Source organism: Kitasatospora sp. NPDC058170 (assembly GCF_042883905.1).
GTDB lineage: Bacteria > Actinomycetota > Actinomycetes > Streptomycetales > Streptomycetaceae > Kitasatospora.
On the sequence record NZ_JBHVUV010000009.1, the window covers coordinates 65690 to 85370 of the forward strand.

The 19681-nt window shown below is 75.0% G+C and carries 11 protein-coding genes; 2 read left to right on the top strand and 9 right to left on the bottom strand.

Going from position 1 to position 19681, the window contains the following annotated elements; translation table 11 throughout:
* Positions 1-141 precede the first annotated feature (141 nt).
* The 5 genes from nudC to ACFVVX_RS12365 form a co-directional block, all read right to left on the bottom strand.
* Positions 142-1083 carry an NAD(+) diphosphatase gene (gene nudC, locus ACFVVX_RS12345; RefSeq protein WP_387944356.1) on the bottom strand — a complete coding sequence of 314 codons (942 nt, stop codon included), beginning with the start codon at positions 1081-1083 and terminating at the stop codon, positions 142-144.
* A 156-nt stretch (positions 1084-1239) separates the two neighbouring features.
* Positions 1240-2652, bottom strand: coding sequence for a dipeptidase (locus ACFVVX_RS12350; protein WP_387944358.1), 1413 nt, complete (start codon positions 2650-2652; stop codon positions 1240-1242).
* Between the two features lie 173 nt (positions 2653-2825).
* The gene (locus ACFVVX_RS12355) at positions 2826-5714 is read right to left on the bottom strand and encodes an FtsX-like permease family protein (RefSeq protein ID WP_387944360.1); all 2889 of its coding nucleotides are present in this window, start codon (positions 5712-5714) and stop codon (positions 2826-2828) included.
* Positions 5711-6487 (bottom strand): ABC transporter ATP-binding protein, encoded by a 777-nt coding sequence (locus ACFVVX_RS12360; protein WP_387944362.1) that lies wholly within the window; start codon positions 6485-6487, stop codon positions 5711-5713. The genes ACFVVX_RS12355 and ACFVVX_RS12360 overlap by 4 nt, the downstream gene beginning before the upstream one ends.
* 71 nt (positions 6488-6558) lie before the next feature.
* On the bottom strand, positions 6559-7191 hold the full coding sequence (locus tag ACFVVX_RS12365) for a PadR family transcriptional regulator (protein ID WP_387944364.1): 633 nt from the start codon (positions 7189-7191) through the stop codon (positions 6559-6561).
* A 79-nt stretch (positions 7192-7270) separates the two neighbouring features.
* Here ACFVVX_RS12365 and ACFVVX_RS12370 point away from each other — a divergent pair, with 79 nt between their 5' ends.
* Complete coding sequence (locus ACFVVX_RS12370) at positions 7271-8242, top strand: endonuclease/exonuclease/phosphatase family protein (protein WP_387944366.1); 972 nt, start codon at positions 7271-7273, stop codon at positions 8240-8242.
* Here the strand turns inward: ACFVVX_RS12370 and ACFVVX_RS12375 are convergent.
* From ACFVVX_RS12375 to ACFVVX_RS12390, 4 genes are all read right to left on the bottom strand, one after another.
* Positions 8232-9461: a PP2C family protein-serine/threonine phosphatase gene (locus tag ACFVVX_RS12375; protein WP_387944368.1), complete on the bottom strand. Its 1230-nt coding sequence runs from the start codon at positions 9459-9461 to the stop codon at positions 8232-8234. The genes ACFVVX_RS12370 and ACFVVX_RS12375 overlap by 11 nt on opposite strands.
* A 191-nt stretch (positions 9462-9652) precedes the next feature.
* Complete coding sequence (locus ACFVVX_RS12380) at positions 9653-12895, bottom strand: UvrD-helicase domain-containing protein (protein WP_387944370.1); 3243 nt, start codon at positions 12893-12895, stop codon at positions 9653-9655.
* A gap of 32 nt (positions 12896-12927) precedes the next feature.
* Positions 12928-16281, bottom strand: coding sequence for an ATP-dependent helicase (locus ACFVVX_RS12385; protein WP_387944371.1), 3354 nt, complete (start codon positions 16279-16281; stop codon positions 12928-12930).
* Positions 16282-16457: 176 nt separating this feature from the next.
* Positions 16458-16793, bottom strand: coding sequence for an MGMT family protein (locus ACFVVX_RS12390; protein WP_387944373.1), 336 nt, complete (start codon positions 16791-16793; stop codon positions 16458-16460).
* Positions 16794-16927: 134 nt separating this feature from the next.
* Between ACFVVX_RS12390 and ACFVVX_RS12395 the strand changes: the two genes are divergently transcribed.
* Positions 16928-19654 (top strand): flippase-like domain-containing protein, encoded by a 2727-nt coding sequence (locus tag ACFVVX_RS12395; RefSeq protein ID WP_387944375.1) that lies wholly within the window; start codon positions 16928-16930, stop codon positions 19652-19654.
* Positions 19655-19681 lie beyond the last annotated feature (27 nt).

Here is a 19681-nt window from a genome sequence, read left to right on the forward strand (position 1 = left end):
CTTGGCGGCGGGTTGCGTGTAACCCAAATCTCCCCCGCCCCCCCCCCCCCGCGCCCCGGCCCCCCCCTGATACCCCCCTGGGGTGGGCCATCGCTTGGGGGGGCGGGCCCTCTGGTGGCCCCCCCCCCCCAATACGCCGTATTACCAGCGTGCCGCGGAGGGCAGCGGCTCGCCGTACCAGAGTTCGACCAGATGACGTGCGATCGAAATCCCGGACGGCGGCAGGATCTCGCCGGCCGCCATCCCGGCCTTCAGCTCCTCCCGGGAGAACCAGCGCGCCTCGGCCAGCTCCTCGCCGTCCACGGTGATCGCCGTCCCGTCCGGGTGGGCCTTGCCCATGAAGCCCAGCATCAGGCTGGACGGGAACGGCCACGGCTGGCTGGCCACGTACCCGACCTCGGCGACCCGGACCCCGGCCTCCTCGAAGACCTCGCGGACCACCGCCTGCTCGATCGACTCCCCCGGCTCGACGAAGCCCGCCAGGGTCGACCAGCGGCCCTCCGGCCAGAGCGCCTGCCGGCCGAGCAGGCAGCGGTCCCGGTCGTCGGTGATCATCATGATCACCGCCGGGTCGGTCCGCGGGTAGTGCTCCGCCGCGCAGGAGGTGCAGCGCCGCACGTGTCCGGCACCGGCCTTCTCGGTCGGGTGGCCGCAGCGCGAGCAGAAGCTGTGCAGCCGGTGCCAGTGCTCCAGCGCGACGGCGTGCACCAGCAGCCCGGCGTCCCGGTCGGACAGCATCGCGCCGACCTCGCGCAGCCCGGCCGGACGGGCGTCGCCGTCCAGTCGGCCGGGCAGGCTCTCGCCGGCCATCGCGAAGTAGGAGACGCCCTCCTCGTCGGTGCCCAGGAAGTAGCGGTCGCCGGTCTGCGGCGCCTCGAAGGAGGGCAGCAGCACCAGCTCGGTGCCCTGCCCGGTGTCCACCACGAAGGCCTCGCCGCCCGCGATCGGCAGCACCTTGGTGGTCGGGTGGCTCCAGGCGGCCGCCAGCCAGGGCTCGTCGAACCGGTGCTGGGCCGCCCGGTCCACCCCGGCCCGGGCCAGGGCCAGCTGCGGCGGGCGTTCGGTCTCAGGCACGGTGCTCACTTCGTTCCATCCCCACGTGATGAGTCATCTGGATGAGTGCTCTGGCGGCGGTGCCCCGCGGGCCGGGGGCAGCGACGGCCCGGCGAACCGGGCGTCCGGCGGGCCCGCGGGCCGGGTCGGCGACGGCGTCCCCGCGGGCCGGGGGCAGCGGCGCCCTCACGCGTCCCCGCCGCCCGGACGCCAGTTCTCGGCGAGGTCGCCCCACAGGTAGGCGGCCGTCTCGACGCCCTTGGCCAACAGGTCCAGCTCGACCTTCTCGTTCACCGAGTGCCAGCCGTCCGAGGGCACCGAGATGCCGAGGAAGAGCACCGGCGCACCGAGGACGTCCTGGAGGTCGGCGGCCGGGCCGGAGCCGCCCTCACGGGTGAAGAGGATCCGCTGCTCGAAGGCGCGCCCCATCGCCCGGACGGTGGACTGCAGCGCCGGGTGGTCCAGCGGCGTCAGGCAGGGCCGGGTCGCCCCGGGGAAGACCAGCTCGTACCGGATGCCCTCGGGCACCCGCTCGGCCACCCAGGCGCGGACCGCCTCCCGGACCTTCTCCACCTCCTGCCCGGCGACCAGCCGGAAGGAGAGCTTCAGGTGCGCCGAGGCGGGCACGATGGTCTTGCCGCCGGGGCCCGTGTAGCCGCCCCAGATGCCGTTGACCTCGGCGGTCGGCCGGGCCCAGATCCGCTCCAGGGTGGAGTAGCCGGCCTCGCCCAGGGTGGCGGAGGACTTGGCGACCTCCAGCCACTGCGCCTCGTCGAAGGGCAGCTCGGCGAAGAGCTCCCGCTCGCGCTCGGTCAGCTCGACCACGCCGTCGTAGAAGCCCGGGACGGCCACCCGGCGGTCGGCGTCGTGCAGCCCGGCGGCGAGCGAGGCGGCGACCGCGGCCGGGTTGGGGACGGCCCCGCCGAAGGAGCCGGAGTGGATGTCGGTCTGCGGCCCGTACAGGTCGATCTGGGCGTCGGCCAGGCCGCGCATGCCGGTGCAGACGGTCGGCGTGGTCTCGGACCACATACCGGTGTCCGAGATGATCACCACGTCGGCGGCGAGCCGCTCGGCCTCCCGGCGGACCAGGTCGGCGAAGTGCGGCGAGCCGGACTCCTCCTCGCCCTCGATCAGCAGCTTGAGGTTGACGGCCGGCGCGGTGCGGCCGGTGGCGGCCAGGTGGGCCCGCACCCCCAGGGTGTGGAAGAAGACCTGGCCCTTGTCGTCGGCGGCGCCGCGGGCGAACAGCTGCCTGCCGACCACGGTCGGCTCGAACGGCTCGGTCGCCCAGCCGTCCTCCTTGGCGGCGGGCTGCACGTCGTGGTGCCCGTACACCAGCACGGTCGGCGCGGACGAGTCCCCGGAGGGCCACTCGGCGAACACCGCCGGCAGGCCGTCCGTCTCCCACACCTCGGCCACCGGGAAGCCGGTGTCGCGCAGCTTCGCGGCCAGCCACTCGGCGGAGCGGCGGACCTCGCCGGCCCGCGCGGGGTCCGCGGAGACCGAGGGGATGCTGAGCCATTCGGAGAGGTCGGCCAGGAAGACGGCCTGGTGCCGGTCGATGAAGGAGCGGACGACGCTGTCCGGAGTTCTCGTCATACGGACGACTTTAGTTCGCCCGTGCGGGTGTCCGCCCCGGGCGTTCGGCCTGTGGTCGCCCCGGGGGCTGTAACCTCCGTCACCCCTCCCCTCACGGCCCGGCCGACGACGCCGCCCCCGGCCGCGCGGGACGGCGGCCGGGGGCGGGGAGGGGCGGTGCGGGGCCGGGGCGGTCAGGCCGTCCGGCGCAGCAGCGAGATCCGCGAGCGGGTCAGCAGGGCGGCCAGCACCACCGCGAGCAGCGGCAGGACGACCACGGTGACGCCCATGGTGAGCCAGGGGAAGACCACCACCGTCCGGTCCGCGGCCTCCTCCGGGCTGATCCCCGGGTAGGACTCGACGATGCCCTCGACCTTGCGCAGCGCGACGGCCGGGACGACCCCGCAGACCGCGCCGAGCAGGGTGCCCATGGCCGCGATGACGCCGCACTGGAACCCGGAGAGGGTCCGCCGGATCCGGGGCGCCGCACCGACCGCCGCGAGGGTGGTCAGGTCGCGCTGGGAGTCGGCGGCGGCGAGGCCGGTGGCGATGCCGGCCGCGCCGAGGGCGACCAGGGCGGCGAAGACGGTCAGGCCGAGGGTGATCAGGCCGCGCTCGGGCCGGTAGCCGCGCTCGACCTCGAACATGGTGCCGTCGGAGAGCTTGTCGAGCGCGCCCATGGCCTTCTGCTCGGCGCTGTCCGGCGGCGCCGTCCGGGGCAGCCAGACCGAGCCGGTGTCGCTGGTGGTCAGGCCGAGCCGGCGGACGGTGTCCGGGTTGATCACGGCCTGTCCGCCGACCGGGACGGCCGAGGTGGCCAGGACGGCGTCGACGGTCACCTCGCTGGTGGCGGGCTCGGTGGTCACGCCGGGCTTGTTCCTGGTGTGGTCCGAGGGCTCGGTCAGCTTCAGTGTCAGCTTGCCGTCCTTCAGGTACCGGGACTCGAAGACCACCGCCTTGCCGGCGGCCAGCGCCTGCGCGACGGTCTGGTCGTCCACGCCGAACAGGTTGCGCAGGAGGGTGCCGTCACCGGCCATCAGGCTGCCGAAGGCGTTGCCGTGGTACCCGCGGCTGCTCTTGCAGCGCTCGTCCTCGTTGAGGATCCGCTGGTTCTCCGGGCTGGAGTAGTCCACGTCGGTCTGTTCGTAGACCGGGCAGCGCAGCTCCTTGGGCAGGACGACGTTGACGTAGCCGCAGGTGCTGTTGTCGATGCCGCAGTCGCCCTTGTAGTTGACCCGCTGGACGTCGGCCCGGGGGCCGAGGTCGGGGACGCTGGACTCGACCACGGCGCGCTGCTGGGACAGCATCCGGCCGTCGGCGCCGGCGCCCCAGCCGCTGTTGAGGGTGACCGCGTTGGCGGGCGCCGAGGCGACGTAGTCGCGGCGGTGCTGCTCGTCGCTGCTGGCGGTGTAGATGCCGACGGCGACCGAGCCGGCGACGGCGGCCATCACCGCGGCGACGGCGGGCGCGGTGCGTCCGCGGTGGCGCACCGAGTCGCGCAGGGCGAGTCGGGGGCCGAGCGGGAGCCAGCGGCCGATCCGTCCGAACAGGCCGACCAGGTAGGGCGTCAGGGCGACCATGCCGAGCTCGGCGATGATCGAGCCGCCGAGGACGGCGGTGCTGCGGTTGCCGAAGCCGGCGGTGGCACCGAACAGCGCGAGGGCCGATCCGCCCAGGAGCGCCAGCAGGCCGAGCAGGGCCAGCTTGCGGTTCGGCGGCTTGAGCGAGTCGCGGCCGGTGAGCGCGGCGACGACGTCCTGCCGGGAGGCCTGGACGGCCGGGACGACGGCCGCGAGCAGGCCGGTGACCAGGCCGATGACGAGGACGCCGGCCAGGTCGAGCGGCTGCAGGTCGAAGTGGCCGAACCGCCGGCCGGCGAAGTGCTCGGCCCGGGTGCGCAGCGCGGCGACCATGCCGATGGCGAGGCCGAGGCCGACGACGGCGCCGCTGACGCCGAGGACGACGCCGCCGCCGAGGACGACGGCGCGGACGTTGGCACGGTCACCGCCGCCGGCGGCGAGCAGGCCGAGCTGCCGCCGGGAGCGCCTGGCCCCGACGGCGAAGGCGGGGCCCGCGAGGAGCACGATCTCCAGCAGGGCCATGCCCGCGACGGTGGCGAGGATGACGATCGAGGTCCGGTCGAAGTACCTGGTCCCGCCGGACTGTTCGGCGTCGCGCTGGACGTAGAACGGCACGTCGGAGCGGGCCGGCGGGTCGAGGATGACGCTGCGGGAGGCGACGGAGAAGCCGTGCTTGTTGAACTCCGTCACCTTGGGCCAGTCGAGGGCGGCCCCGGCCGGGAGCTTGACCAGCCAGCGGGTGGGCTCGCTTTCGGTGGCGGTGCGGCCGCGGCCGCGGTCGGCGCCGGGCAGCTTGGACAGCGGTTCGATCAGCTCGCCGGGGCGGGCGATCAGGGTGGTGGCGGCCAGCTCGCCGGGGTACTCGGCGACGGCGGTGATGGTGTACGGGGTGGCGTCCATGCCGCGCGGGGCGGTGTGGTCGCCGAGCTTGAGTCCGGACCGGTCGAGGAACTCCTGGGTGGCGGCGATCTCGTGGGCGGCGCCGGGGGCGCGGCCCTTGACCAGGTCGATCCGGCCGCGCCAGAGCGGGTCGTTGAGGTCGGCCTCGACGGTCTCCACGTTGAGCAGGCCCGCGGCGGTGCTGGTGGCGACGTAGGGGCCCTGCCGCACCGGGACGAGCGTGGTGCCGGCCGGGAGCAGTTGCTGGGCGAGCTCGGCGGGCGCGGTGTCGAGGCTGCGGCGCTGCTCGGGCGTGTACTGGGGCTGCCCGTTCTGCTTCTTGGCGTCCTCGGCCCGGTCGACCTTGACCTCGAAGTCCGGCTCCGGGGGCTGCAGGACGATCGCGCCGCGGTCCATGAGGTGGATCTCGGCGTCGGACTGGCCCATGGCGCGCACGACCCGCTCGCCGGGGTCGAGTTCGGCGCTGCGGAAGACGACGTCCGCGCCGGCGACGCCGAGGACGGGCAGCGCGACCATGGCGACGACGAGGGCGCTGCGGCCCTTGGCGCGCAGGGCGTCGCGGCGGGCGATGCGCAGGGCGACCCGCCAGGCGCTGAGCCTCACTGTTCCACCGGGCCCTTCCCGCTGTTGGCGGCGGCGGTGACGAGCAGGCTGCCGGCGTCCTGGCTGACGCTCTCGTCGACCATGCGGCCGTCGCGCAGGAAGACCACGCGGTCGGCCCAGGCGGCGTGCCGGGCCTCGTGGGTGACCATCATGGCGGCGGCGCCGGCGTCGCAGCGGGCGCGCAGGACGGCGAGGACGGACTCGCCGGTGGTGGAGTCGAGGGCGCCGGTGGGCTCGTCCGCGAGGACGAGGCGGCGGTCGCCGATCAGGGCGCGGGCGATGGCGACGCGCTGCTGCTGGCCGCCGGACATGTCGTCGGGGAAGCGGTCGGCGAGCTCGGGGATGCCGAGCTCCTCCAGGGCGGCGAGGGCCTCGCGGCGGGCGGAGCGGCCGGAGGCGCCGTCGAGTTCGCGGGGCAGCGAGATGTTCTCGGCGGCGGTGAGGGCCGGGATCAGGTTGTAGTCCTGGAAGACGTAGCCGACCGAGCGGCGGCGCACCTCGGCGAGCCGCTTGCGGTTGAGTCCGCCGAGGGCGGTGCCCTCGACCAGGACCTGGCCGGTGGTCGGGGTGTCCAGTCCTCCCGCGAGGGTCAGCAGGGTGGACTTGCCGGACCCGGAGGGCCCCATCACGGCGACGAACTCGCCCGGGTGCACCTTGAGGTCGACGCCCCGCAGCGCGTGCACCTCGGACGCGCCCTGGCCGTGGACCCGGGTGACGTTGTCCAGGTGCAGCACGGGTTGGCCGGCGCTCCTGGTCGGATCGGTGTGGGACACACTTCCCCCTGCTGTTCTGGGCCCGCCCCCGCTGAGCGGTCCGGGCCGGTGGTTCGTGAGGTCCGTACGGGTCAGGCCTTGGTGCGCCGGCGCCCGGTACGGGTCTTGGCGGTCCTGGCGGTCTCGGCCGCCTGGGCCTCGGCGGCCCTGGCCTGTTCGACCTCGGCCTGCTGGGCGAGCCTGGTCTCGCAGTGGTCGAGCCAGCGGACCTCGGCCTCGGTCTGGAAGATCAGCTGTTCCAGGACGAGCAGCCAGGCGAGGTCGGCGCCCTGTGCGGCGCCGGGCCGGCGCTCGCCGGCCAGGGCGCGGGCCTTGAGCCGGGTGTAGTCCTGGAGCGCCTTGATGCTGTGGCGGCGCTGGCCCTGGACGACGGCGGGCACGTCCACCCCCGGGACGGTCACCGCCATGGCGAGCTTGATCGCCAGTTCGTCGCGCGGCGGGTTGGTCCGCGGCACCGGGGTGTCGAACCAGGCCCGCAGCTCGGTCCGGCCGGCGTCGGTGGCCGCGTAGAACTGGTGGCCCTCCTCGTCCTCCCCGGCGGGCTCGACCAGTCCGTCGCGTTCCAGGCGGGACAGCGTGGTGTAGACCTGGCCGACGTTGAGCGGCCAGGTGGCGCCGGTGCGCGCCTCGAACTCGGTTCTCAGCTGGTAGCCGTAGCGCGGGCCCTGGTCGAGCAGGGCGAGCAGACCGTGACGGATGGACATACCGAGTATGTATACCCGGTATGCCCGGCGGGCTCAAGCCTCGCCCCCCTCCCCCGCCGAGCGGGTACCGTCGTGCGGTGTGAGCCAGTTGCGCATCGCCACCTTCAATCTGCTGCACGGTCAGCCGCTCGCCCCGGACGGCAGCCCGGCGCCCTATCCCGCCGACGCCGGCGGGCCGTTGGCGCAGGCCGTGGCCGGGCTGGACGCCGACGTCCTGGCGCTTCAGGAGGTGGACCGGTACCAGTCGCGCTCCGGTGGCACCGACCAGGCGGCCGTCGCCGCCAAGGCGATGGGCGCCGCCGACTGGCGGTTCGCGGCCGCCCTGCACGGCCGGCCGGCGCCGGTGGCCGGCTGGGTGCCGGAGCCGTCGGCGCCCGCCGGGATCCAGGTGTACGGGCCGGGCGAGGTCGGCGACGGCGCCCCGCCCGCGTACGGCACCGCGCTGCTGACCCGGCTGCCGGTACGGCACTGGCGGGCCCGGCGGTTCGCCCCGGCGCCGTTCGGGCTGCCGCTGCGGGTGGCCGGGCGGCGCGGACTCACCCCCGTGCCGGACGAGCCGCGGGCCGCGCTGGCTGCCGTCCTGGAGGGCGAGCACGGCCCGTTCACGGTGGTGGCCGCGCACCTGTCGTTCGTGCCGGGCTGGAACATGGCGCAGCTGGCCGGGATCCGCCGCTGGATCTCCGACCTGCCGCAGCCGTACCTGGTGCTGGGGGACTTCAACCTGATCGGTGCGGTGCCCCGGACGGTGCTGGGCGGGGCCACCGCGCTGGACCGCACCGCGCCGCGGGTGCGGGTGCGCGAGCTGCGCGCGGCCCGGCGGGCCCGGCCGCAGCTCGTGGCGGAGCGCCGGCGCCGGGTGCGCGAGCCCCGGGCCCGACTGCAGGGCTGGTACGACCTGGCCCGCACGCCCACCTACCCCTCGCACCGGCCGGCCGTGCAGTTCGACCACGTGCTGGCGGTGGGCGTGCCGCGGACCGCGGTCGGTCCGGCGCAGGCCCAGCGGACGGCGGTCTCCGACCACCGTCCGCTGGTTGTGACGGTCAGCCTCTGAGCCCGGCTTCCGGGCTCGGCCCCTGAGCGCAGCCCCTGGGGTGGGCCAGCTGCCCGTTCTGGTGCGGCAGCTGGGGGATCGGCCCCAGCGGGTCGTACTGGAGGAGCAGCATCGCGGCGTCGTCCCCGAGTTGGCGGCCGACGTGGCGCACCACGTCCTCGTGCAGGCGCTGCAGCACGTCCGCAGGCCCGCCGTCCGCGCAGTGCGGCAGCCGTTCGGCGAGCGGGTAGAAGACGCCGGCGCGGTCGCGGGCCTCGATGACACCGTCGGTGAACAGCAGGACGCGGTCCCCCTGGTGCAGCGGGACGCGGTGGACGGGCGGGCGGACGTCGGCCGGGTCGAGCACGCCGAGCGGGGGCACCGTCTCGGCGAGCTCCAGCGGCCGGACGGGCTCGGTGCCGCGCAGCAGCAGCGGCGAGGGGTGGCCGCAGTTGACGATCTCGGCGGTGGCGTCGGGGCGGACCCCGATCAGCACCAGGGTGACGAACTCCTCCTCCACTCCCGGGTGGTCGTTCTCGTGCAGGGCGCGGTCGAGGCTGACGGCGAGCCAGCCGGCCACCCGGTCCAGCTCGGGCTCCTGGTGGGCGGCCTCGCGGAAGGCCCCGAGCACGGCGGCGGCGGTCTCCACCGCGCCGAGGCCCTTGCCGCGGACGTCGCCGACCACGGCCCGTACGCCGTGCCGGGTGTTGACCACCTCGTAGAGGTCCCCGCCGATCCTGGCGTGCGCGGCGGCGGCCTCGTAGTGGACGGCGGCCCGGACGGTGCCGACCCGCTCGGGGACGGGCCGCAGCAGCACCCGGCGGGCGATCGAGGCGACCAGCTGGGCGTCGGCGAGCGCCTTCTCCTGGCGCAGCCGCAGGGTGGCGCTGACCCAGCCGATCGCGGCGACCAGGACGATGGCGAAGACGGTGGCGCTGTGGACGGACTCGCCGAGCGCGTCACTGTAGGCGGCCATCAGGAAGGCCACGGCCTCGGTGCACAGGCCGATGGCGAGCGGGTACCAGGTACGGCGGCTGACCACGGCGGCCAGCGCGGGGACGGCGGTGAGGGCCGGTTCGACCGTCACCTCGGTGTTGCTGAAGTAGTCGAGGGCGACGACCAGCGCCATGCCGATGAACGGCAGCGCGAGCGCCGTCCTCGGCCAGGTGCCGGTCGTGCCCGGAGCGGTCCCCGGGGTCGGCCCGGCGAACCGCTCTCTGATCCATCCGGTCGCGCTCAACTTCGGTCTCTCCAGCAGAAGACGCCGGTGCCCGTGGGCACCTGCGGTGATGACTGAGGGTTAGGGAATGCGGGCCTCGCTGGCGGCCGGAGTACGGGGGTTGACCGGTTACCGACCCCACAATAGGCACGAAACGTGCACTACGCACAGGTTTCGCCCGATGCCGTGATGACTTGAATGCTCTCCGTGACTCATTCTTCACTGTTCCCGATCAGGAGCCGTTCCAACTCTTTTCGGTCGGGAAGTCCTGCGGGTTGTTCGATCCGACCACTGCGGACGTACAGGAAAGACGCCGTGACCTGCTCCAGCGGAACGCCCAACTGTTCGGCCCAGGCCACCCGGTAGACCGCGAGCTGGAGCGGGTCGGCGCTCTCCTCGCGGTGCGTCTTCCAGTCCACCACTTCGTAGCGTGACGCGCCTCCCGATTCTGACCGCCCGTCACCCTCGCGGTAGACCGCGTCGATCCGGCCGCGCACCACCCGGCCCGCCAGCACCAGCTGGAACGGCGCCTCCACCCGGTACGGCGTCCGGTTCGCGTACGGGGTGCGCAGGAACGCCTCCTTGAGCCGCTCCAGATCCTGCTCGTCCTCGATGCCGTCGTCGTCCGCGCCGGGCAGCGCGTCCGGACCGAGCAGCAGCAGCGGCTCGATCCTGGACTGCACCCAGGCGTGGAAGCGGGTGCCCCGGCGGGCGGCGGGCTGCGGCGGACGCGGCATCGGACGGGCCAGGTCCTGCGCGAAACCGTCCGGATCGGCGGCCAGCCGCAGCAGTTGGGTGGCGGAGAGCGCGGCGGGCAGCGGCACCTCCCGGACGCTGCGCCGCGAGCGCTCCAACTCGCCGATCAGGGCGGTCAGATCACGGTCCCAGGACTCCACCTGGCGGCGGTCCTCGGCGGCCATCGGCTCCGGCTCGGGGGCGTCCTGCCCGGCCAGCCGGCGGTGCACCACCTCGGCGACCCGGCGGCGGGCCCGCTGGGCGGCCGGGTCCAACGGCAGCGGCCAGGGCCGCTCCACGGGCGCGGCCAGCGCCGGGTTCTCGGTGCCCTTGAGCGGCTGCTCGGCCCACCGCTCGACCTCGCCCGCACCGGGCTGCTCGCAGTGCGCCCGCAGCTCCTCCAGGAAGGCGGACGGCCCGCGCACGGTCTTCTGGGAGGGCCCCCACCAGTGCCCGGAGGCGAGCAGCAGCGACCGCGGCCGGGTGAAGGCGACGTAGCCCAGCCGCAGCTCCTCGGTGGCCGAGTGCGCGGCGAGCTCCTGTTTGAAGGCGGCCATGGACTTGTTGTTCCACCCGCCGCGCACGTCGGGCAGGGTGGCCGCGTCGCCGCGCAGGGCGTGCGGGAGCACCCGCTTGGTGCTGGTCCACCGCTCGCGCGGGCTGCCGGACGGGAACGCGCCCTTGACCAGGCCCGGGACGGCGACGACGTCCCACTCCAGGCCCTTGGACTTGTGCACGGTGAGCACCTTCACGGTGTCCTCCCCGCCGGGCAGGCTGCTGTCCAGGCCGCGCTCGTACTCCTGGGCGGCCCGCAGGAAGCCGAGGAAGGCCGACAGCCCCGGATCCCCGTCCAGGTCGGCGAAGCCGGCCGCGACGTCCAGGAAGGCGTGCAGGGTCTCCCGTCGGCGGGCGGCCAGCGCCTGCGGGGAGGCCGCGAGTTCGACCTCCAGTCCGGTGACCGCGAGCACCCGGTGCAGCACGTCCATCAGCGGCTCGGCGAGCGAGCGGCGCAGCTCGCGCAACTCCCGGGCGAGCCGCGCGAAGCGGACCCTGGCCTCGGCGGAGAACGCCAGCTCGTCGGGCTGGTCCGGGTCGAGGAAGGTCTCCAGCGCGTCGGCCAGCGAGACCACCTCGGTGGGGTCGGCCTCGGCGACGGCGGCGGCCAGCGCCTCCACCCCCTCGGGGCGGGCGGTGCGGACCAGCTCGGCGGCGCGCCGGCCGAGCAGGGCGAGGTCGCGCGGGCCGATCCGCCAGCGCGGGCCGATCAGCAGCCGCACCAGCGCCGCGTTGGCGGTCGGGTCCTGCAGCACCTCGCAGGCCGCGACCAGGTCGGCCACCTCGGGCAGCTGCAGCAGCCCGCCGAGCCCGACCACCTCGACCGGCACCTCGCGGGCCACCAGGGCCGCGTGGATGTCGGGGAAGGCCGCGCCGCCCCGGCAGAGCACCGCGATCCGGCCCGGGGCGGTACCGGTGCGCACCAGGTGGGCGACCGAGTCGGCCAGCCAGTCGACCTCCTCGGCGTGGGTGGGTAGCAGCGCGGCCCGCACGAAGCCCTCCTGCTCGGCGCCGGGGGCCGGGCGCAGCGCCTCGACGCCCTCGTGCATGGCGCGCAGCGGTGCGGCCAGCCGGTTGGCGAAGGCGAGCAGCCGGCCGCCGCTGCGGCGGTTCTCGCTGAGCGCGTACCGGGCGGCGGGGGTGGCGTCGGCCCGCGGGAAGTGCCGGGGGAACTCGTCCAGGTTGGCGACGGAGGCGCCGCGCCAGCCGTAGATCGCCTGGCAGGGGTCGCCGACGGCGGTGACGGCGTGGCCGGTGCCGACGCCGTCCGGGCCCGCGCCGAACAGCCCGGCGAGCATCAGGCGCTGGGCCACCGAGGTGTCCTGGTACTCGTCGAGCAGCACGACCCGGAACTGGCCGCGCAGCAGCTCGCCGACCTCGGGCCGCTCCTGGGCGAGGCGGGCGGCGGCCGCTATCTGGTCGCCGAAGTCCATCAGTCCGCCGGCGGCCTTGCGGCGGCGGTAGTCCTCGACCAGGCGCAGCAGTTCCAGTCGGGCCCGGGCGGCGCCGGGGACGGCCCGCAGGTCGTCGTTGCTGAGTCTGGCGGTGGCGAGGGCGTCCAGCAGGTCCTCGTCGTGGGCGCGCAGGGCGGCCGGCTCGACGAGGTGCTCGGCGAGTTCGCCGTCGAGTGCGATCAGGTCGGCGACCAGGTTGGTGAAGGTGCCGGTGAGGGCCGGGAAGGGGCCGCGGGCGGAGCGCAGCACCTGGGCGGCGAGCTGGTAGCGGGTGGCGTCGGCGAGCAGCCGGACGTCGGGTTCGATGCCGATCCGCAGGCCGTGCTCCTTGAGCAGCCGGCCGGCGAAGGCGTGGTAGGTGGAGATCTCGGGCTCGCCGAGCGGCTCCTCGCCGTACCCGGCGGCGCTCTCCCGGTCCTCGGCCGCGGCCGTCCCCACCCCGGCGGCGCGCAGGGCGGAGCGGACGCGTTCGGCGAGCTCGCCGGCGGCCTTGTTGGTGAAGGTGAGGCCGAGCACCTGCTCGGGCCGCACGGCGCCGGAGCCGACCAGCCAGACCACCCGGGCGGCCATCACGGTGGTCTTGCCGGAGCCCGCGCCGGCCACGATCACGGCCGGTTCCAGGGGGGCGCCGACGGCCGCCATCTGCTCCGGGTTGAAGGGGATGCCCAGCAGGTCCTTGAGCTGGTCGGGGTGGCTGAGCACGGCGGTCACCCTCCGAGGCTAACCGCAGGCGCCGACAACCCTCACTCCACCAGCTGCGCACCGTCGCGCTGGGCGGAGCAGCTGCGGCGGAAGCCGCAGCGGTCGCAGCCGCCGCCGGTCTGCGGGACGAAGTGCTCGGCGAGGACGCGGCCGGCCGCGTCGGCGAGCAGTCCCTCGATCCACGGTTCGCCGTCCGGCGGGCCCTGCTGCTGCACCTTGGGCGCGTCCGGGGCGGCCTTGGCGGCGGGCTCGCGCAGGTGCACCAGCTCGGCGCCGCCGGTGTGCGGCGGGCCGCCCGCGAAGCCGGGCAGCTCGTTGAGCGCGCCGGCCCGGACGGCCAGCTGGTAGACGGCGAGCTGCTTGTGCTCGGGCAGCGACTTGTCGGAGGGGATCTGCTTGCCGGTCTTGAAGTCGACCACGTAGGCCCGGCCGGCCTCGTCCTTCTCGACCCGGTCCATCGAGCCGCGGATCTGCACCGCGACGCCGCCGACCTCCAGGGTGACGTCGAAGCCGTGCTCGGTGGCGACCAGGTCCCGGCCGCGCTCCAGCACGTGCCAGTTGAGGAAGCGCTCCAGGGCGGCCCGGGCCTCGGTCTTCTCCTGGTGGGACTTCCAGGGCGCGTCGAAGGCGAGCGCGTCCCAGACGGTGTCCAGGCGCTCCATCAGCACGGCGAGGTCCGCCGGGGTCCGCCCGGAGCCGACCTCGTCGGCGAGGGCGTGCACGACGTTGCCGAAGCCCTGGGCGGCGGAGCCGGCGCTGCGCGCCTTGACCTCCTTGTCCAGGAACCACTGCAGCGAGCAGTTCTCCAGCTGCTCCAGGCCGCTGCCGGACAGCCGCACCGGCAGGTCGGCGTCGCGCAGCGGCTCGGCGGCGGCGGTGGCGTCGTCCAGGCCCCACCAGCGGTCGGGATGGGCGGCGGGGACGAGCGGCAGGCCGTCCTCGTCGGCGGCCGCCGCCAGGGTGGCGAGCCGTTCGGCGGCGGCCCGGCGCAGTTCCGGTGAGCGGGCCGGGTCGACGGTGACCGCGCGCAGCTCGGCGACCAGTGCGGGGACGGACAGCGGGCGGCGCGGGCGGTGGGTGACGTCCTCGACGGTGACCTGCGGGGTGCGGCGCAGCACCCGCCCGGTCCGGGGGTCGACGTCCTCGCGGTACAGCTCGCGCAGGAAGCGGGAGGGCTCGTCGCCGTCCTCGGCGGGCGCCTTGACGGCGGTGACGATCAGCCGTTCGCGGGCCCGGGTGGCGGCGACGTAGAAGAGCCGGCGCTCCTCGCCGAGCAGGGCGCCCGGGGAGAGCGGTTCGGCGAGGCCGTCGCGGCCGATCCGGTCGGCCTCCAGCAGCGAGCCGCGGCGGCGCAGGTCGGGCCAGAGGCCGTCCTGGACGCCCGCGACCACGACCACGCGCCACTCCAGGCCCTTGGAGCGGTGGGCGGTCATCAGCCGGACGGCCTCGGGGCGGACGGCCCGCACGGTGAGGGTGTCGGCGGCGATGTCCTGGGCCTCCAGCTCGGCGAGCAGGTCGAGGGCGCTGCGGTGGCCGGTGACCTGTTCCTCGGCGCGGGCGGCGGTCTCGAACAGGGCGCAGAGCGCGTCCAGGTCGCGGTCGGCGTTGCGGCCGGCGGCGCCGCCGCGCCGGGCGGCCCGCTCCAGGCGCTCGCGCCAGCGGCGGCTGCCGTCCCACAGCTCCCAGAGCGCGTCCTCGGCGGTGCAGCCGCCGGCCAGCCGTTCGCGGACCTTGCGCAGCAGGGTGCCGAGGTCGCGGGCGCGGCGGGCGTACGAGGGGTCGAGGGCGACCAGCCGCTCGGGTTCGGCGAGGGCCTCGCGGATCAGCTCCTCGGCGGGGCGCAGTGCGGCGGCGGGCAGGCCGGCGGCGCGCAGTGCGGCGCGCTCCTCCTCGCGCAGGGCGCGGCCGAGGCGGCGCAGGTCGGAGCCGTCCATGCCGCCGAGCGGGCCGGTGAGCAGGCCGTGGGCGAGCTCGGTGGTCAGCGGGTCGGGTGCCTGCGGGCCGGGCTGCTCGGTCGCGGGCCGGTGGGCGGCCTGCTCGGCGCAGACCCGCAGGGCGAGCAGCAGCTGGGCGACGGCGGGCTCCTCGCGCAGCGGCAGGTCGTCGCCGTCGATCTCCAGCGGGACGCCGGCCGCGCCGAGCGCCCGCCGTACGCCGGGGATGGAGCGGGCGCCGGCCCGGACGAGGACGGCCATCTCGCCCCACGGCACGCCGTCCTCCAGGTGGGCGCGGCGCAGCAGGTCGGCGATGGAGTCCAGCTCGGTGCCGGGGGTGGGGTAGGTGTACACCTCGACCCGGCCGCCCTCGCGGGCGGGCAGCAGGGCGCGGTGCTGGGCGAGCTTGTCGGCGGGCAGTCGGCCCATCGGCATCCGCCGGGCCAGTTCGCGGGAGGCGGCGAGCAGTACGGCGCCGGAGCGGCGGGAGACCCGCAGCACCTTGACCTCGGCGGGGCTGCCGTCGGCCCGGCGGAAGGTCTGCGGGAACTCCAGGATGCCGTTGATGTCGGCGCCGCGGAACGCGTAGATCGACTGGTCGGGGTCGCCGACGGCGATCAGCTCCTGCCCGCCGCCGGCCAGCTGGCGCAGCAGCCGGACCTGGGAGGGGTCGGTGTCCTGGTACTCGTCGACGAAGACGACGTCGTAGCGCCGGCGCAGCTCCTCGCCGACCTCGGGGCGCTCGGCGAGGAGCACGGCGCGGTGGACGAGCTCGGCGTAGTCGAGGACGCCGCGCAGGTCGAGGACGTCGAGGTAGTCGGCGAGGAAGTGGGCGGCGGCGGCCCAGTCGGGGCGCTGGACGCCCTCGGCGAAGCGTTCGAGCTCGGCCTCGCCGAGGCCGAGCTCGCGGCTGCGGGCGAGCACGGCGCGGACCTCGTCGGCGAAGCCGCGGGTGGTCAGGCAGGCCCGCAGGTCCAGCGGCCAGCCGATCCGGGAGGTGCCGAGGCGGGTGTCCTCGGCACCTCCGGCCAGCAGTTCGCGGACCATGACGTCCTGCTCGGGGCCGGAGAGCAGGCGCAGCGGTTCGGCGTAGTCCTGCGGGTCCTGGTGGGCGCGGAGCAGGGCGTAGCAGAAGGAGTGGAAGGTGGTGGCCTGCGGGGCGCGCAGGGCGGTGGCCCGGGGGCCGGGGGCGGCGGCGCCGAGCCGGGCGGACATCCGGTCGCGCAGCTCTGTCGCGGCCTTCCGGCTGAAGGTCAGGACCAGGATCTTCTCGGGGTCGGTGCCGGCCTCTATCCGCCGGGCGACGGCCTCCACCAGGGTGGTGGTCTTGCCGGTACCGGGCCCGGCGAGCACCAGCAGCGGGCCTCCCGCGTGCTCGACCACGGCGCGCTGGTACTCGTCCAGCACGGGCGGGGCGGGCTGGGCGAGGGGGCTGCGCACCAGACGGTAGGGGGAGCTCACGGACGTCCTGGGGGTTGTGCTGCGGGCGACGGAAGGCGGGCCCCGCGAGGGGCCCGTCCGTATCGAGCCTACGATCCTGCCCCGTCATTCCCGTCCGCGCAGCGGTTTCCGGGTTTGCGCGCACCGGTTTCCGCTTTCGTGCGCAGCGGTTTCCGTCTTCGTGCGCAGCCGCCCGGCTACTGTCCGTCCCAGCGGGCCCGCTTCAGATCGACCCGGGGCGGGTCGGCGAGCTCGCGCAGCGGGGTACCCTCCTCGCGGTAGCGGGTGAGCGCCCGCCGCTCGTGGCCGGGCAGGAGGCGTCCGTCCGCGCGGATCACGCGCCACCAGGGCACGGCGGCGCCGTACAGGGCCATCACCCGGCCGACCTGCCGGGGGCCGCCGTGGCCGAGGTACTCGGCGACGTCCCCGTAGGTCATCACCCGGCCGGGTGGAATCCGCTCGGTCAGGTCGAGCACCAGTTCGGCGAAGGGCGGCAGCGCGCCGTCGTCGGTAGCGTCCGTCACCTGCGGCATTCTTCCCCATCCGGGGAAGCGGGCGGCCCCGTACGAACGATCCGCCGCGCCCGATGCGCCCCCTGTCCAGCACGGGGCGCCGAGGCATGCCACCATCTTCGGGGCGGTGAGTGGTGATACGAGGACAAGACCAGATGACCGGGACGGCAGACGTGGGCGTGGACGAGGACTCCGACGAGTCCGCAAACGCCGTGCCCGCAGGTCCCGGCGGTGGGCCCGCCACCGAGCCGACGCCGGAAGTCTCCCTGATCAAGGACCGGACGATCAAGACCCCGCAACCGATCGGCCCCGCGGCCGAGGCGCCCGCGGCCGCGACCGGACCGGCCCAGGCCGGCGTCCCCGCGCAGCAGCCCGCGCCGCCGCAGGAGCACGACGCCCACGACGACACCCCGCACCTGGACGTCGACGAACCGCTGCTCGCCGCCCGCGCGCACCGGCCGTCCGACCTGATCCGCTTCCTGGCCGGCGTCTTCGGCATAGTCGCCGTGTTCGTCCTGGCCGGCGTCGCGACCTCGACCACCACCGGCATCGAGCTGGACATCGCCTCCAACGCCCCCCGGTTCTCCCCGGTGCTGTCCACCATCGCCGGCCTCGTCTCCAGCGTCGCGGTGCTCGCCGTACCGCTGGCCTTCGCGGTCGAGCGGCTGATCAAACGCGACGGCCTGCGGGTCGCCGACGGCGTCCTCGCCTCGGTGCTCGCCTACGGCGTCTCGCTGGGCATCGACTGGTGGGTCGCCGAGGGCGCCTCCGTGCAGATCCGCGACGCCCTCACCCGGTTCCCGCTGGAGAGCACCGGGACCCTCACCGACCCGGTGCACGGCTACCTGGCCCCCGTGATCGCCTACATGACCGCGGTCGGCATGTCGAGCCGGCCGCGCTGGCGGGTGGCCCTGTGGGTGGTGGTGGTCTTCAGCGGGATCACCGAGCTGTTCGGCGGCTACACCACCCCGCTGTCCCTGCTGCTCACCGTGCTGATCGGCTGGTCCGTCGCCTACGGCACGCTGTACGCGATCGGGTCGCCGAACATCCGGCCCACCGGCCAGCACCTGATGATCGGCCTGCGCAAGGTCGGCTTCACCCCGGCCAGCGCCCACCGGGCCGCCGACGCCCCCGGCGGCACCCGCCGCTACTTCGTCGCCCAGCAGAGCGGCCCGCCGCTGGACGTCCACATCATCGACCGCGAGCAGCAGGCCTCCGGGTTCTTCTACCGTGCCTGGCGGCGGCTGCGGCTGCGCTCGGTGGCCGTCCGGCGCAGCCCCCAGTCGCTGCGCCAGGCGCTGGAGCAGGAGGCCCTGATCGCCTACGCGGCGGCCGCCTCCGGGGCCCGCGCGCCGCAGCTGGTCGCCACCTCCGAACTGGGCCCGGACGCCGCGATCCTGGTCTACGAGAACGTCGAGGGCCGCACCCTGGACGACCTCGCCGACGAGGAGGTCACCGACCAGGTGATGGCCTCGCTGTGGGAGTCCGTCGGGGCCCTGCACGAGCGCCGGATCGCCCACCGCCGGCTCACCGGCGAGTCCCTGCTGGTGGTGGACGGCAAGTCGGCCTGCCTGGTCAACCTCTCCGGCGGCGACATCGCCGCCACCGACCTGACCCTGCGGATCGACGTCGCCCAGCTGCTCACCACCTTCGCGCTGCGGATCGGCCCGGACCGGGCGGTGGCCACCGCCAACGCCGTGCTCGGCGCGGACCGGGTGGCGCAGGCGCTGCCGCTGCTCCAGCCGGTCGGGATGAGCCGCTCCACCAGGGTCGACCTGAAGAAGCTCACCAAGGAGCGCAAGACCGCCGCCCGGGCCAGGGCGCTGGAGCAGGTCGCCGCCGGCGAGCGCACCCAGCAGCAGGCCGAGGAGGACATCGCGGTGGCCGGCGAGGACCTGCTCAGCCGGATCCGCGGCCAGATCCTCCAGATCGCCCCCGAGGCGCCGACCGAGACGGCGAAGCTGGAACGGCTCAAGCCGAAGACCCTGATCATGGTCATCGCGCTCACCTTCGCCGCCTACCTGGCGCTGACCACCATCAAGCCGGCCCAGCTCAAGCTCTCCCAGATGAACTGGGCCTGGGCGGCGGTGGCCCTGGCCGCGGCCGCGTTCAGCTACGTCGCCGCCTCGATGAGCCTGACCGGCTTCGTCCCGGAGAAGCTGCCGTTCCGGCGCACGGTGGCGGCCCAGATCGCCGGGTCCTTCGTCAAGCTGGTGGCGCCCGCCGCGATCGGCGGCATCGCGCTCAACACCCGCTACCTGCAGAAGGCCGGCATCCGCTCCGGCCAGGCGGTCGCCTCGGTCGGCGCCTCGCAGCTGGCCGGCCTCACCGGGCACCTGCTGCTGCTGTTCAGCTTCGGCCTGATCACCGGCAGCCAGACCAACGGCGACCTCTCCGCCTCCCGCGCGGTGATCATCGGCGTGCTGACCGCCGCCGTGCTCGCCCTGGTGGTCGCGGCCGTCGCCCCGCTGCGGCGGTTCGTCCTGAACCGGCTGCGCTCGCTGTTCTTCGGCGTGGTGCCCCGGATGCTCGACCTGATGCAGACGCCCAGCAAGCTGGTCACCGGCTTCGGCGGCATCCTGCTGCTCACCCTGTCCTTCACCGCCTGCCTGGACGCCTCGGTGCAGGCCTTCGGCGGCAGCATCAGCTTCTCCGCGGTCGCGGTGGTCTTCCTGACCGCCAACGCGGCCGGCTCCGCCATCCCCACCCCCGGCGGCATCGGTCCGGTCGAGGTCGCCCTGATCGGCGCCCTGACCGTCGCCGACGTGCCCCCGGCGGTGGCCACCCCGGCGGTCTTCCTCTACCGGGCGCTCACCTTCTGGCTGCCGGTGCTGCCGGGCTGGATCTCCTACAACGTGCTCCAGCGCAAGGGCGCCCTCTAGGGCTTGTCTGGAGCCGGTCCGCAACGG